The organism is Haloarcula salina (assembly GCF_049603855.1).
In the GTDB taxonomy this organism is placed as follows: domain Archaea; phylum Halobacteriota; class Halobacteria; order Halobacteriales; family Haloarculaceae; genus Haloarcula; species Haloarcula salina_A.
On the sequence record NZ_CP187146.1, the window covers coordinates 2,325,460 to 2,337,742 of the forward strand.

General features: G+C 68.7%; 16 protein-coding genes. 8 read left to right on the forward strand and 8 right to left on the reverse strand.

Features of this window, described 5'->3' with window-relative positions; genetic code table 11:
* Positions 1-40 precede the first annotated feature (40 nt).
* Together ACOZ4I_RS11950 and aspS are read left to right on the forward strand one after the other, a co-directional pair.
* The gene (locus tag ACOZ4I_RS11950; RefSeq protein ID WP_423999805.1) at positions 41-763 is read left to right on the forward strand and encodes a phosphoglycerol geranylgeranyltransferase; all 723 of its coding nucleotides are present in this window, start codon (positions 41-43) and stop codon (positions 761-763) included.
* Between the two features lie 665 nt (positions 764-1,428).
* Positions 1,429-2,733, forward strand: coding sequence for an aspartate--tRNA(Asn) ligase (gene aspS / locus ACOZ4I_RS11955; RefSeq protein WP_423999807.1), 1,305 nt, complete (start codon positions 1,429-1,431; stop codon positions 2,731-2,733).
* 24 nt (positions 2,734-2,757) lie between these two features.
* On the opposite strand, the gene ACOZ4I_RS11960 is transcribed toward aspS, so the two are convergent.
* The 6 genes from ACOZ4I_RS11960 to ACOZ4I_RS11985 all read right to left on the reverse strand — a co-directional run bounded on the left by ACOZ4I_RS11960 (position 2,758) and on the right by ACOZ4I_RS11985 (position 7,621).
* Complete coding sequence (locus tag ACOZ4I_RS11960) at positions 2,758-3,516, reverse strand: aldo/keto reductase (protein WP_423999809.1); 759 nt, start codon at positions 3,514-3,516, stop codon at positions 2,758-2,760.
* An 87-nt stretch (positions 3,517-3,603) separates the two neighbouring features.
* Complete coding sequence (locus ACOZ4I_RS11965) at positions 3,604-4,011, reverse strand: DUF7344 domain-containing protein (RefSeq protein ID WP_423999811.1); 408 nt, start codon at positions 4,009-4,011, stop codon at positions 3,604-3,606.
* 99 nt (positions 4,012-4,110) lie between these two features.
* Positions 4,111-6,861, reverse strand: coding sequence for a PAS domain S-box protein (locus tag ACOZ4I_RS11970; RefSeq protein WP_423999813.1), 2,751 nt, complete (start codon positions 6,859-6,861; stop codon positions 4,111-4,113).
* 33 nt (positions 6,862-6,894) lie between these two features.
* Positions 6,895-7,155, reverse strand: a complete 261-nt coding sequence (locus tag ACOZ4I_RS11975; RefSeq protein WP_423999815.1) for a KEOPS complex subunit Pcc1 — start codon at positions 7,153-7,155, stop codon at positions 6,895-6,897.
* Positions 7,152-7,286 carry a DNA-directed RNA polymerase subunit P gene (locus ACOZ4I_RS11980; RefSeq protein ID WP_162316872.1) on the reverse strand — a complete coding sequence of 45 codons (135 nt, stop codon included), beginning with the start codon at positions 7,284-7,286 and terminating at the stop codon, positions 7,152-7,154. The genes ACOZ4I_RS11975 and ACOZ4I_RS11980 overlap by 4 nt, the downstream gene beginning before the upstream one ends.
* A gap of 26 nt (positions 7,287-7,312) precedes the next feature.
* Positions 7,313-7,621: a 50S ribosomal protein L37ae gene (locus ACOZ4I_RS11985; protein WP_423999817.1), complete on the reverse strand. Its 309-nt coding sequence runs from the start codon at positions 7,619-7,621 to the stop codon at positions 7,313-7,315.
* Positions 7,622-7,727: 106 nt separating this feature from the next.
* Here ACOZ4I_RS11985 and ACOZ4I_RS11990 point away from each other — a divergent pair, with 106 nt between their 5' ends.
* Positions 7,728-7,952 carry a hypothetical protein gene (locus tag ACOZ4I_RS11990; protein WP_423999819.1) on the forward strand — a complete coding sequence of 75 codons (225 nt, stop codon included), beginning with the start codon at positions 7,728-7,730 and terminating at the stop codon, positions 7,950-7,952.
* A gap of 33 nt (positions 7,953-7,985) precedes the next feature.
* The gene (locus tag ACOZ4I_RS11995; protein ID WP_423999821.1) at positions 7,986-8,627 is read left to right on the forward strand and encodes a hypothetical protein; all 642 of its coding nucleotides are present in this window, start codon (positions 7,986-7,988) and stop codon (positions 8,625-8,627) included.
* A 21-nt stretch (positions 8,628-8,648) separates the two neighbouring features.
* On the opposite strand, the gene ACOZ4I_RS12000 is transcribed toward ACOZ4I_RS11995, so the two are convergent.
* Together ACOZ4I_RS12000 and ACOZ4I_RS12005 are read right to left on the reverse strand one after the other, a co-directional pair.
* Positions 8,649-9,377 carry a DUF2103 domain-containing protein gene (locus tag ACOZ4I_RS12000; protein WP_423999823.1) on the reverse strand — a complete coding sequence of 243 codons (729 nt, stop codon included), beginning with the start codon at positions 9,375-9,377 and terminating at the stop codon, positions 8,649-8,651.
* Positions 9,378-9,424: 47 nt separating this feature from the next.
* Positions 9,425-10,270, reverse strand: a complete 846-nt coding sequence (locus ACOZ4I_RS12005) for a pantoate kinase (protein WP_423999825.1) — start codon at positions 10,268-10,270, stop codon at positions 9,425-9,427.
* Positions 10,271-10,508: 238 nt separating this feature from the next.
* On the opposite strand from ACOZ4I_RS12005, the gene ACOZ4I_RS12010 reads away from it, so the two are divergent.
* The 4 genes from ACOZ4I_RS12010 to ACOZ4I_RS12025 all read left to right on the forward strand — a co-directional run bounded on the left by ACOZ4I_RS12010 (position 10,509) and on the right by ACOZ4I_RS12025 (position 12,203).
* Positions 10,509-10,811 carry a UPF0175 family protein gene (locus ACOZ4I_RS12010; protein WP_423999827.1) on the forward strand — a complete coding sequence of 101 codons (303 nt, stop codon included), beginning with the start codon at positions 10,509-10,511 and terminating at the stop codon, positions 10,809-10,811.
* Positions 10,808-11,317: a hypothetical protein gene (locus ACOZ4I_RS12015; RefSeq protein WP_423999829.1), complete on the forward strand. Its 510-nt coding sequence runs from the start codon at positions 10,808-10,810 to the stop codon at positions 11,315-11,317. Before ACOZ4I_RS12010 ends, ACOZ4I_RS12015 begins: the two co-directional genes overlap by 4 nt.
* Before the next feature lie 255 nt (positions 11,318-11,572).
* Positions 11,573-11,962 carry a prefoldin subunit beta gene (locus tag ACOZ4I_RS12020; protein WP_423999831.1) on the forward strand — a complete coding sequence of 130 codons (390 nt, stop codon included), beginning with the start codon at positions 11,573-11,575 and terminating at the stop codon, positions 11,960-11,962.
* A gap of 4 nt (positions 11,963-11,966) precedes the next feature.
* The gene (locus ACOZ4I_RS12025) at positions 11,967-12,203 is read left to right on the forward strand and encodes a DUF3194 domain-containing protein (RefSeq protein ID WP_423999833.1); all 237 of its coding nucleotides are present in this window, start codon (positions 11,967-11,969) and stop codon (positions 12,201-12,203) included.
* Positions 12,204-12,283: the final 80 nt, after the last annotated feature.

The following is a 12,283-nucleotide window of genomic DNA, read 5'->3' on the forward strand; positions in this document are numbered from 1 at the left end:
ATCCGAAGCGGTTATACGGCCACGCGCAAGTCTGAGGGATATGAGCGACTGGGCGGACTGGGATCACATCGTGAAGATCGACCCGGACAAGACGCTGGTCGACGGCGAGACCTACGAGGACGTGGCCGCGACGGGGACCGACGCCATCGAAGTCGGCGGGACGACCGGCATGACCGAGGAGAAGATGAAGCGGGTCGTCGACGCCTGCGGCAAGTACGACATCCCCGTCTACATCGAGCCCTCGAACCCCGCCTCCGTCGTCCACAGCGACCGCCACGACGGCTATCTCATCCCCGTCGTGATGAACGCCGGCGACGTGACGTGGATCACCGGCGCGCACAAGGAGTGGATCCGCATCGACGACGACATCGACTGGTCGCGCACCTTCACCGAGGCCTACATCGTCATGAACCCCGACGCGTCGGTCGCCTCGTACACGCAGGCCAACTGCGACCTGGACGCAGACGAGGTCGCCGCCTACGCCGAGGCCGCCGAACACCTGCTGGGGCAGGAGATCGTCTACGTCGAGTACTCCGGGATGCTGGGCGACACCGAGAAGGTCGGCGCCGCGGCCGACATCCTCGACGACGCCACGCTGTTCTACGGCGGCGGCATCCACGACTACGAGTCCGCCCGTACGATGGCCGAACACGCCGACACCATCGTCGTCGGCGACCTCGTCCACGACGAAGGGGTCGACGCCGTCCGCGAGACCGTCGAGGGCGCGAAAGACGCCCAGACGGCCGCCACCGCCGACCGCTGAGTCGCCCGCGCTGGCCGGAGCTCGTTTTTACTGCAGTGCTCACGGGTCGTTCCTCCCCGTTCGCCATAGTCGAGGGCGCTCCCTACGGTCGCACCCCTCGCTGCTCGCGTGTCGCTACCGTTCCCGCTCGCAGTTCCGAGGCCCCTCCCTGCGGTCGCGCCCTCGCTGCTCGCGTGTCGCTACCGCTCCCGCTCGCAGTTCCGAGGCCCCTCCCTGCGGTCGCGCCCTCGCTGCTCGCGTGTCGCTACCGCTCCCGCTCGCAGTTCCGAGGCCCCTCCCTGCGGTCGCGCCCTCGCTGCTCGCGTGTCGCTACCGCTCCCGCTCGCAGTTCCGAGGCCCCTCCCTGCGGTCGCGCCCTCGCTGCTCGCGTGTCGCTACCGCTCCCGCTCGCAGTTCCGAGGCCCCTCCCTGCGGTCGCGCCCTCGCTGCTCGCGTGTCGCTACCGCTCCCGCTCGCAGTTCCGAGGCCCCTCCCTGCGGTCGCGCCCTCGCTGCTCGCGTGTCGCTACCGCTCCCGCTCGCAGTTCCGAGGCCCCTCTCTTCGGTCGGGCCCTCGCTGCTCACGGCTCACTTCGTTCACCGTTCGCTATACCGAGGGCCCTCACTTCGTTCGGCCCCTCGTTCTGAAAGACTGTCCTTAAGTCACACCGTCCAGAACGAACCCGCATGGAAAACCGCACTTACACGGCGGACGCAGAGCCGGGCGACAGCGTAACCGTCGCCGGCTGGGTCCACGAGATTCGCGACCTCGGCGGGATCGCCTTCCTCATCCTCCGGGACACCACCGGGAAGATCCAGGTCAAGTTCGAGAAAGACGAGATGGACGAGGACCTCGTCGAGACCGGACTGAACGTCCACCGCGAGTCGGTCATCTCGGTGACCGGCGACGTGGAGGAGGAACCGCGCGCGCCGACCGGCGTCGAGGTCACGCCGGAATCGGTCGACGTCATCTCCGAGGCCGACCCCGAACTCCCGCTCGACCCGTCCGGGAAGGTCGACGCCGAACTGCCGACCCGCCTCGACAACCGCACGCTCGACCTCCGCAAGGACGAGGTCAAGGCCATCTTCGAGATCCGGGCCGAGGTCCTGCGCTCGGTCCGCGCGGCGTTCCGCGAGATCGGCTGCACCGAGATCAACACGCCGAAGATCGTCGCGACGGGGACCGAGGGCGGCACGGAGCTGTTCCCCATCACGTACTTCGGCCGCGAGGCGTTCATGAACCAGAGCCCGCAGCTGTTCAAGCAGCTGATGGTCGGCTCCGGCCTCGAACGCGTCTTCGAGATCGGCCCGATCTTCCGCGCCGAGGAGCACAACACGCCCCGGCACCTCAACGAGGCGACCTCCATCGACTTCGAGTCGGCCTTCTACGACCACACCGAGGCGATGGACGCCTGCGAGCACGTCGTCCGCTCGGCCTACGAGGGCGTCGCCGAGAACTGCACCGAGGAACTCGAAGCGCTCGGACTCGAAGACGAGTTCGAGGCCCCCGAAGGCGACTTCCCGCGACTGTCCTATCAGGAGGCCATCGACAAGATCAACGCGACCGGCGAGCTCGACGAGCCGCTCGTGTGGGGCGACGACCTCTCGACGGAGGCCGAGCACGTCCTCGGCCAAGAGGTCGGCGAGCACTACTTCATCACCGACTGGCCCAGCGAGATCAAGCCGTTCTACATCAAGGACCACGACGACGACGCCGAGGTCTCGACGGGCTTCGACATGATGCACCCGTCGATGGAACTGGTCTCCGGCGGTCAGCGTGAACACCGCTACGAACACCTCGTCGCCGGCTTCGAACAGCAGGGTCTCGACCCCGAGGCCTTCGAGTACTACACCAAGATGTTCAAGTACGGCATGCCGCCCCACGCCGGCTGGGGCCTGGGCGGCGAGCGCCTCGTCATGACGATGCTCGGCTTAGAGAACATCCGGGAAGCGGTCATCTTCCCGCGGGATCGCCAGCGTCTGAGTCCCTAAGGCCACCCAGAGACCGACCGCGACTCACTCCGGAAACAGCTCTTCTTCGCGGTCGATACCCTCGATGCGCTCGATCTCGGCGTCGGTCAGGTCGATCTCTGCGGCCGCCAGGTTGGCTTCGAGGTGGGCCCGCGACGACGCCTTCGGAATGGTCACGACGGGGTCGTAGCTGGTCACCCAGGCGATGCTGACGGCGGCCGGCGACACGTCGCGGCGCGCCGCGACATCGCGAATGACCGGCTCGTCGAAGACGCGACCGCCGGCCAGCGGCGAGTACGCGACCAGCGGGTAGCCGTGGGTTCGCGCGTCCGCCAGCAGGTCCTCGCGCCAGTACAGCGGGTGGAACTCGACCTGGTGTGCGGCGATATCGACGTACTCGCGGGCCGCCGCGAGCTGGTCCGGCTCGAAGTTCGAGAGGCCGACGTGCCGCGTGAGGCCGGCGTCGCGCACCGCCTCGATGGCCGGGAGCGTCGCCTCGGGGTCGTAGTCGCCGCGCGGTCGGTGGACGTAGAGCAAGTCGACTGCGTCGAGGCCGAGTCTGTCGAGGCTGGCCTCTGTTCCGGGCCGGACCGCCGACGGTCCGAGGCTGTCGACCCAGAGTTTGGTCGCCACGGTCAGGTCGGCCCGGTCGATGGCGGCGGCGTCGATGCCCGCGCCGACGACGGCCTCGTTATCGTATATCTGTGCGGTATCGAGGTGCCGGTAGCCGGCGTCGAGGGCCGTCCGAACGACGCGCTCGTCGTCGATACCCATGGTTCCGAGACCGACCGGTGGCAGGTCCATGCGTCACTTCTCGCCTGCAGACCGCAAAGAAATGGTGGTCGGCCCCGTCCGTCCCCCCGGACGGTGCGCGGGCCGACCGTGACCCTGTCAGAACTCGTCGCGCCGCGTGACCGCCGCCGCGTGTTCGGCCCACTTCTCGACCGTGGGTGACCCCCAGTACCGCACCGCGCCGCTGCGCTCGTCGTAGTCGAGCAGGCCGATTCGGTGGAGCGTCGGCAGGTGCTCCGTTTCGAGTTGCGTCTGCACGGTCGACGGCGACACGTCCCCGTCGGCAGCCGAGGCCCTCGACCCCCGCTCCGCGACGGCGGCCGCCAGCGTCTCCACGTCGGTTCCGTTCCCGTCACGGGTCGCGAAGTGCAGACAGACCGCTCGCCGCCGCCAGTCCGAGAGGACCTGGAACACGTCGTCGATCGCCGTTGCCGAGAGGTCTCGGTTGTCCGGCGTCATCCCCTGCCACTGTTCGCTCTTCGGACTCCCACGTGCTTGATTACCCATTATCGGCGTGTTAAACTTATCCCCTACTGTAGTATCAAATGATCGCCTAGACAGCTAGGTAGTGACGGCACCGTGGAGCGGACGGCACGCGCCGCGACCTCAGAAGTCGAACACGTCGTCGATCAGATTCCGCTCGGCGCGCCGGAGGTGCTGGTGGAGCGTCGGCGACGCGATGCCGAGCGTCTCCGCGAGTTCCTCCGCGTTCGTGTCCCGGGGCCAGGCGTAGTAGCCGGAGAGGAAGGCCGTACGGAGGACCTCTCGCTGACGGTCGGTCAGGCTGTCGTGTGGCCTGTCGTCGCCGTCGAGGACCACGCGCTCTCGTTCGCGCTCCCGCCTCGTCGTCAGCGAGAGCGGCGGGAGACACTCGGAGAGCGTCTCCTGGATCGTCCGAGAGTCGGCGTCCGGCGGGGCCTCGACGGTGATCGTGAGCGTCCCGTCCTCGACCACCAGTTCGCTGGCGCGCGCGCCGACGTCGAGCAGGCGCGACTGGAACACGTCCTCGACCTGGAGTTCGACGACGCCACCGGTCTCGTCGCCGCGGACGACTCGTCCGTCGACGATGTCGGCGATGGCGACGAGGTCGTCGAGAACAGACGCCGGCGAAGCGCCCTCGACCGAGAGGTAGAAGAGATCCTCCGCACCGAGGTCGACGTGCCCCGCGGATTCGAACCGGCAGTCGTACTCGTCGGCGACGGCGACCAACTCGTGGTCGGTCGGCTCCGACTCGAAGGTCAGTTCCAGGACCGTATCGCGGGCCAGCAACCGTCTGTTCTGGGCGGCGGTGAATGCGAACCCGATCATCTCGCCGAGGACGGCGAAGCTCTCGGCCGCCCGTGGACTGAACGCGCTCTCCTGCGTGGCGCATACGCAGAGAACACCGTGTGCCACGTCGCCCTGGACGAGGGGGATCGCCGCCGAGGCCGCCAGGTCCCGCTCGCGGAGGGCGCGTTGCCACCGCTCGTCGTCGGTCTCCGCGGCCCGCACCGTCCGGACCTCGCCGGTCCTGAGCGCCTCTGCACTCGGGCAGCACCCGTCGCCGCTCTCGTCGACGAGCGGCGGGTCGGCACCGGAACCAGCCACCGTCTTCGCGACGACCCGGTCGTTCGCCCCCGTCCGCTCGCCGATCCACGCCACCGCGAAGAAGTCGGACTCGACGATCCGGTCGCAGATCGACTCCGCGATTTCGGCTCGAGTCGTCGCTCCCCCGAGCGCTCCGATGAGGTCCTGAATCAGCATGTTGATCCGGTCGAGCGTCGCCAGTTCGTCGCGCTGTCGCTCGATGGCTCGCTGGCGCTCCCGTCGCTCGGTGATGTCCTGATGGATGCCGACCGCCCGGACAGCTTCGCCGTCGTCGTTTCGCTCGAACACCTTCCCGATGTCACGGATCCACTTCCAGTCCCCGGACTTGGTCCGCATCCGGAACTCCGTCTCGTACAGCTCGATGTCGCCCCGCTTGAGCTTCCCGAGTTCGCGTTCCGCCTCCGGCAGGTCCTCCGGGTGCACCAGGTCCGTCCACGACTGATAGCACGGTTCGAGCTCGTCGGTGGAGAAGCCGAGCATTCCCGTCCAGCGCTCGTCGAAGGTCACCTCGTTGGTCTTCGGATTCCAGTCCCAGACGCCGAGTTCGGCCCCTTCGAGCGCGAGATCCAGCCGCTCGGTCGTCTCCCGGAGCTTTCGCTCGCGCTCGCGGCGCTCCGTGATATTTCGGACCACGCCCATCAGGCCGCGGTATCGGTCGCCCTCGCCGTAGATCAGCGTGTAGTGGATCGACACCGCCTGCTCCGTTCCGTCCTTCCGGACGAACGTCAGGTCGACTGTGGTGCTCTGTTCGCCCGGCGTTTCGAGGAGGCGCTGGATGGTCCGCTGGCCCCGCTCGAGTTCGCCGGGTGCCAGAATCGTCGAGGCGTGTCGGCCCTGCAGTTCCGACGGCTCGTACCCGAGGTGGGTCGCGAACGAGTCGTTGCAGAAGTCGATGACCCCCCGCTCGTCGAGCGTGTAGAGCCCGTCCTGAGCACGGTCGACGAGGAGTTCCAGTAGGGCCGTCCTCGCCTCCCGGGTCGCGGTGTCGGTCACGTCTTCGAGCACCACGAGCGTATGCCCGCCGGCGGCGTCAGGGAGGTCGTAGCCGCGCCGGAGCAGGTACCGGTCGCCATCGCCCTCGGTCACGCGGACGGTGAGCGGTGCCGTGGGCCGGTCCCGCAACTGTTCGAGTCGCCGCTCGCTCTTGGCCGTGTCCGGCATCGCAGCAGCCAGAACGGCGTACAGTCCCTCAGCCTCCGTGTCCACCTCGCCGTCGCCCGCGACGAAGGCCGACACGGACCCGTTGGCCCAGACGATATCGCCGTGCTCGTCGACGAGGGCGGCGATTTCACCGTCAGCAGTACGCGACTCGATGGCCGACAGCGCGTCACTCAGCGCGTACTCGCGCCGGTCGACGGGCGGCGAGACGACGCTCTCGATTTTCTGGGCCAGGAACTCCCGCCGGTCGTCGGCCTGCTTCTGGACGGTGGTAGCGACGACATCGCGCAGTGCCGCGTCGAGGTCGCTCGGGTCGCGTTCGGTGTAGAGAATTACGGGGAACCGATCGTTCGAGACGAGTGAGTCCGGGAGGGCGTCGAGGCCGGCCGGGTCGACGACGAGGCAGTCGACCGACGACGACGCCGCGGCCGCCAGCGCCTCGTCGGGCGTCGCGGCGGTCGTCACCTGTATCGCTGGGCGGTGGGTCGACAGCGCGTCGTGTGTGGTTCGTCGGGCCGTCTCGTCGGCGTCGAGGACCAGCACCGCGAGTTCGCGCGCCGCGTCGTCGGGCCGCGTCTCGGGTGGCGTTGGTTCGACTGATTCGTCTCCCATGAGGGGTTACCGATACAACACGCCACGCGATGCTTAAAACTGTTCTGTGGCCGCGCGGTCGCTCTCCTCGGCGACCGACAGCAGCGTCAGCCACGTGTTGATTCCGGCGCGGAGGGCAACGAGATCGTCTGCCGCGACGCGAACCTCGACGGTTTCGGCGTCTCGGGCGAGCGTCGCCGTGGTTCGGTCGCCGTCGATCGCGCCGATTTCGGGCCGGACGCTCTGCTCGACGATGCGGGCGCGCTCGGGGCTGTCGTACTCGACGGCGAGAAGCGTCCGGTGTGGCGCGGTCAATTGACGTCGATCTCTTTGACGTCGGGCGACCGCTCTTTGAGGAGGACGCGGTGTCCGCAGTACGGACAGCGGACGCCGCCGTACTCGTCCAGCGTCACGTCGCGCTTACAGCGTGAACACTTGTAGCTCATAACTGAGAGATAGGGGTGACGGTCCTTTATTCCTCGTCTTCGGACAGCGCGGCCCGAATCGAGCGACGGACGGTCTTGCCGCCGGGGGTCTCCGGCGTGTAGCTGCCGCCGGTGAATTTGTAGTCGCAGTAGCTGCACTGCCAGATGCCCGTTCCCTTGCGGTCGACGCGATCCTCGCCGCAGTTGGGGCAGGCGTGGTCCTCGTTCATCTCCGATTCGATCTCCGCGACGCGCCGCCGGGACACACGCCCGTAGCGAGCGCCGAACCGGCCGGCGCTCCCGGTGCGTCCTTTCTTCGTGGCCATAGTGGTCTGTTGTCCGCCGAGCGTCCACATAAGGCCTTCGAGATGCGGTCCCGACGATGCCCTCGAGCGTCCCGCCGCCGGGACCGGTCGCGTGGCCACAGAGACTAACAGCCTCCGTCGGTAATCCCCGGCCGCTATGGACGAGCTACTCGACGCACTCGACCTGCTGGCGGACTCCGGTCTCGAGGGGATCGTCACGTGGCTCGTGCGCATCGTCGGTCTCGTCGCCCTGCTCGCGGGGCTGGGACTGTGGCTGTTCACCGAGATGGGACTGCTCGTCGTGCCCGCGCTGTTGATTCTCGTCGGCCTCGTCCTGCTGGTCGCGCCGAGCGTCCTCCTGTTCGCGGCGGAACTGGCGTAACAACTGAAGGTGCGGGCGGGCGAAGCGCGTGCCATGACAGCGTCCGACGCGCTCCGCCGTCGCCTCCACCGGGTCGCCCCGGCCACCAGCGGCCGGCTGACACCGGCCGAGTTCCTGCTCTCGGGAGCCGCGGCCGGCGCGTTCGGCTGGGGCGGGACGCAGGCCATCGTCTGGTTCGACCTCGCCGACGGAGCCGTCCTCGCGACGGCGCTCTGGGTCGTCGTCGCCGGCGGCTTCGTCGGCCTGACGGTCCTGCACGCGCCCGAATCGATCCGGTTCTCGGACGTGCTGTTCGTGTGGGGGGCGGTCAACGGCGGCGCGATGGCGCTGACCGTCGGCGGCCTGCTCGGCGTCGTCCCAGAAGCGGTCGCGTTCTGGCACGCGTGGGTCGCCGCGACGGCCGCCGGCTACTGCTGGACTGGCGGGGTGCTGGAAGGAGCCGGCCAGCCCGTGCGGGGCCGCGGCTATCTCGGGGCCGGCGTCGTCGGCCTCGGTCTGCTCGTCGTCGGCGTCACCGCGTTCGACCGCGTCGCTCCGACGGGCTACCTCGCCCTCGGGACGCTGCACGCGCTCCCGCTCGTCCTGGACGTGCGGACCGCGCTGCCGGCGCGCTCGCGGGCGACAGTCGTTGGAGTCGTCGTGGCCGCCGCTGTCGGCACTGGCAGTTTCGTGTAGGGGGCGGCGACTGGCCGCAGGTCAGTCCTGTAGCTCGGCCTCGCGGAGCGCGTCGTTCAGGTCCGCCCGGACGTGCTCGCCGAGTTCGCGGTCGCCGGCCGTCGTGACGACGCGGTTCTCCTGGACGCTCGACCCGTCGCGGATGAGCACCCGGACGTTGCCGTTGTCGTCGGCGCGCGTCGCCTTGGCCCGGACGCCGGTGGGCGAACTCGCGCCGCCGGCATCGATGGGACCGGGGATGACCTTCTTGACGTGCGGGTGGCCGGCGACGGTGTGGACGACCCGCTGGCCCGCCCGGCCGCCGATGAGCGTGGTGTGGCTCCCGCCCAGTTTCTCCGACGGTGCGGCGTCGACGACCTCCAGGGCCGGTTCGCCCTGCCGGTCGATGACACGCTGGACGGGGTCGTCGCCCTCGACGCGGAAGAATTCGTAGTGCAGTTGCGGGCGGACGGCCGCGATGACGTCGCGGTCGCCAGTGACGTACACCTCCTCCGGGCGCTTGCGCCGGACCTCGTCGGCGACGAGGCCGGCGAAGTTACGGAGTTCGACGACGACGGACTCCTCGCTGCCCTCGCCCTCCGGGGTCGTCGTCACGGTCCGCTGACCGACGACCGAGCCGTCGTAGATTGCGGTCACCGTCGCCCGCTCGCGGCCGAGTTCGAGGACGACGGCGTCGGCGTTGGCAGTGTGACAGACCAGGCAGTAGTCGCCCGGTCGGTCCAGCGGCGTCGCACACTGCCGGCAGTCCATATCCGTGGCTACGCGTCGGCGCGGAAAAGGAAGACGGTTCGAGGGCGCTACGCGGTGGGCGACTCGTCCTCGACGGTCGCTCCCGCGGGGTCGACCGAGCAGACGCTCGCGTCGTAGCCGGCGTCGGTGAGGCCGGTCCCGAGCGCGAACACCGTCTCGCCGAGCATCGCCATCGCGGCGTCCCCGCCGGCCTCGGCCACGTCGTCGATGACCCCCTTCACCTCGGGCGTCAGCAGGTCCGCCTCGCGGGAGAAGCGCCGCGAGGCCCGCGTGAACGTCGCCAGCGTCGGCTCCTCGACCACGTCCGAGAGCGCGCGCTCGCCGGCGTCGGTCAGCGCGTCGGTGTCGCCGCCGACCACGTCCTGGGTCGACAGTTCACCCAGGGTTACGTACTCGACGCGGCTGCGGGCCGGAATCGCGTCGAGGTAGTTGTACTGCGGGCCGCCGGGTTCGAGGCGGAGCGGGACGCCGCCGCGGGCCTGTCCCACCACGTCGCCCAGTCCAGACCCCGACTGGACCTCCGCGCCGTGGGCGACCGTCACCAGTTCGTTGTACGAGAGCCGCCGGTCGAAGACGGCGTTGGCCGCGAGCGCGGTCCCGAGCGCCAGTCCGCCGGAGACGCCGAAGCCCGACCCCAGCGGGAGCGGTGTCTCTGCGGTGACTGTCGCCGTGGTCCGCAACGCGTCCAGTACGCGCTCGACGGCCTCGACCTGTATCGCCTCGCCGTTCAGCGTGACCCGCGTGTCGTCGCTAGGGCGGACCGTGACGGCGACCCCGTCCGACAGCGCGATGCCGCCGCCGCGCGACCCGGTCTCGATGGGGTCCTCACCCCGGTCGACGGTGAAGAAGCCGGTCACGTGGCCGGGAACGAACGCGTGTGCCTCCCTGCTCATTGGCCACCCGTCGGACCGGATGTGATTAAGCGTTGGCGGTCGCGGCGTCACCTCCGCCATCCGTGCGCGCCGAGGTAGCAGAGGACGCCACCCACGCCGTGAGTCAGAGCGAGCGCCATCCAGCCGCTTTTAGCAGTTCTCTCTCAAACGTTTCGCCGCAGGATAATTTCCATCTCGCAGACAGTCGCGTTGTCGACCCGTAGTTTGATGTGCGTTTACGCCACATCACTGTGCAAACATGCCCACTATCAGCGCTCGCCTCCCCGCCGAGGAGAAAGACGAACTCGACGACGTGGCCGAACTGCTCTCGGAAGACCGCTCGACGACGATTCGGAAGGCGCTCCGCGAGGGCCTAGAGACGCTTCGCATCCGCGTCGCGGTCGAACAGTACCAGTCCGGCGACGTGTCGGCGGCCGAGGCGGCACAGCTCGCGGACCTCTCCATCGCCGAGTGGCTCGACGTGGCCCGGGAGCGCAACCTCACGACACAGCTCGAACTCTCCGATATGGAACTCGACGCCGACACGGCCGCGGAGCTATGACCCGCATCTACGTGGGACCGACGGCACTGTACTCGCTGGGACAGGTGGGGGAACTCTCCCTGCTCGACGCCTTCGACGGGGACATCGTGATTCCAGAGCCGGTGATCGACGACGTGCAGGTGGAGCCGACCGCGACGAATCTGGCCGAGTACCGCGAGGGCGGCGTCGACACGTCCGTCGACGAAGACCGCATCGAACAGGCCGAAGCGCTGCTGGGCGAGAAAAACCTCGGCTCGGCCGTGACGGTGCTCGCCGGCGTCCTCGCACACCGGGACAGCGCCGACCGTGCGGCCGTCGCCGTCGTCTCCGAGGACCGCACTGTCCGCCGCATGGCCCAGGGACTTGGGGCCGAAGTCACGAGCAGTTTCGGCGTGGTGGTCCGCGCGGCCATCGAGGACAAGTACCTGAAACCGACGCAGGCAAAGCGCATCGTCAGGCGGATTGACCAACACGGGACACATTTGACCGGGGAGCTGCGCGAGCGGGCCGTCGGCGAAGTCGCCTGACATCGATCCGCCGCGAGCACGGCGAGCGGCGGCTTTTTCGCGTAGGTTTTTCGAGGAGGGTGTGCGGTGTCCACCCGACGACGAAAAAGGTACTCCGGCATGGGACACATCTGACCGAGGAGCTGCGCAAGCGCGCCGTCGGCGAAGTCGCCTGACACCGATCCGCCGCGAGCACGGCGAGCGCCGCGCGGGTGAGCGCGTCGCCGATAGTATCGAAAGCGTGGGTTTAACAGTGCGGGCCCCGACCCTCGGAGTATGCAGGGTAATCTTCCGCCTGAAGCACAGGAGAAGCTCGAGGAACTGCAGGACCTCCAGCAGACAGCACAGCAGGTCGCGGCCCAGAAGCAGCAGGCCGAGACGGAACTGCAGGAGTCCCAGACGGCCCTCGACGAGCTCGACGACATCGACGAGGACGCCACCATGTACCGCGAGGTCGGCGAGCTCCTCGTGAAGACGGAGTTCGACGAGGCTCAGGACGACCTCGAAGAGAAGGTCAGCAGCCTCGAAGTCCGCGTCGAGACGCTCGAGAAACAGGAAGAGCGCGTCCAGGAGCAGTTCGAGGACCTGCAGGGCGAGCTCCAGCAGATGCTCGGCGGCGCGGGCGGCGCTGGCCCGGCCGGCGGCCCCGGCGCTGGCGGCGCGTAAGGCGATGCCGACCGACGACGAGGTCGTCGAGACGGCCGCGCGGGCGGCCGAGGATGTCGTCTTCTCTCGGTTCGACGCCAGCGAGGTCGAGGACCTCGACGTGACGGTGTCCTTCGAGGACGACCTGCTCGAAGTCGACGTGTACCTCAACGCGCCCGACGCCAGGCAGGACGAAGACCGGGTCGCGGACGACGCCGCGCTGGCGGCACGGGCCGCGGTCGACGACCTCTTCGAGGAGTGAGGCGGTCACACACCGCCGTTTTCTGCGTTGCTCTGCCTAGCTGTTGCTCCGTGCGTTGCGCTCGTGGCTGTTGCATAGCG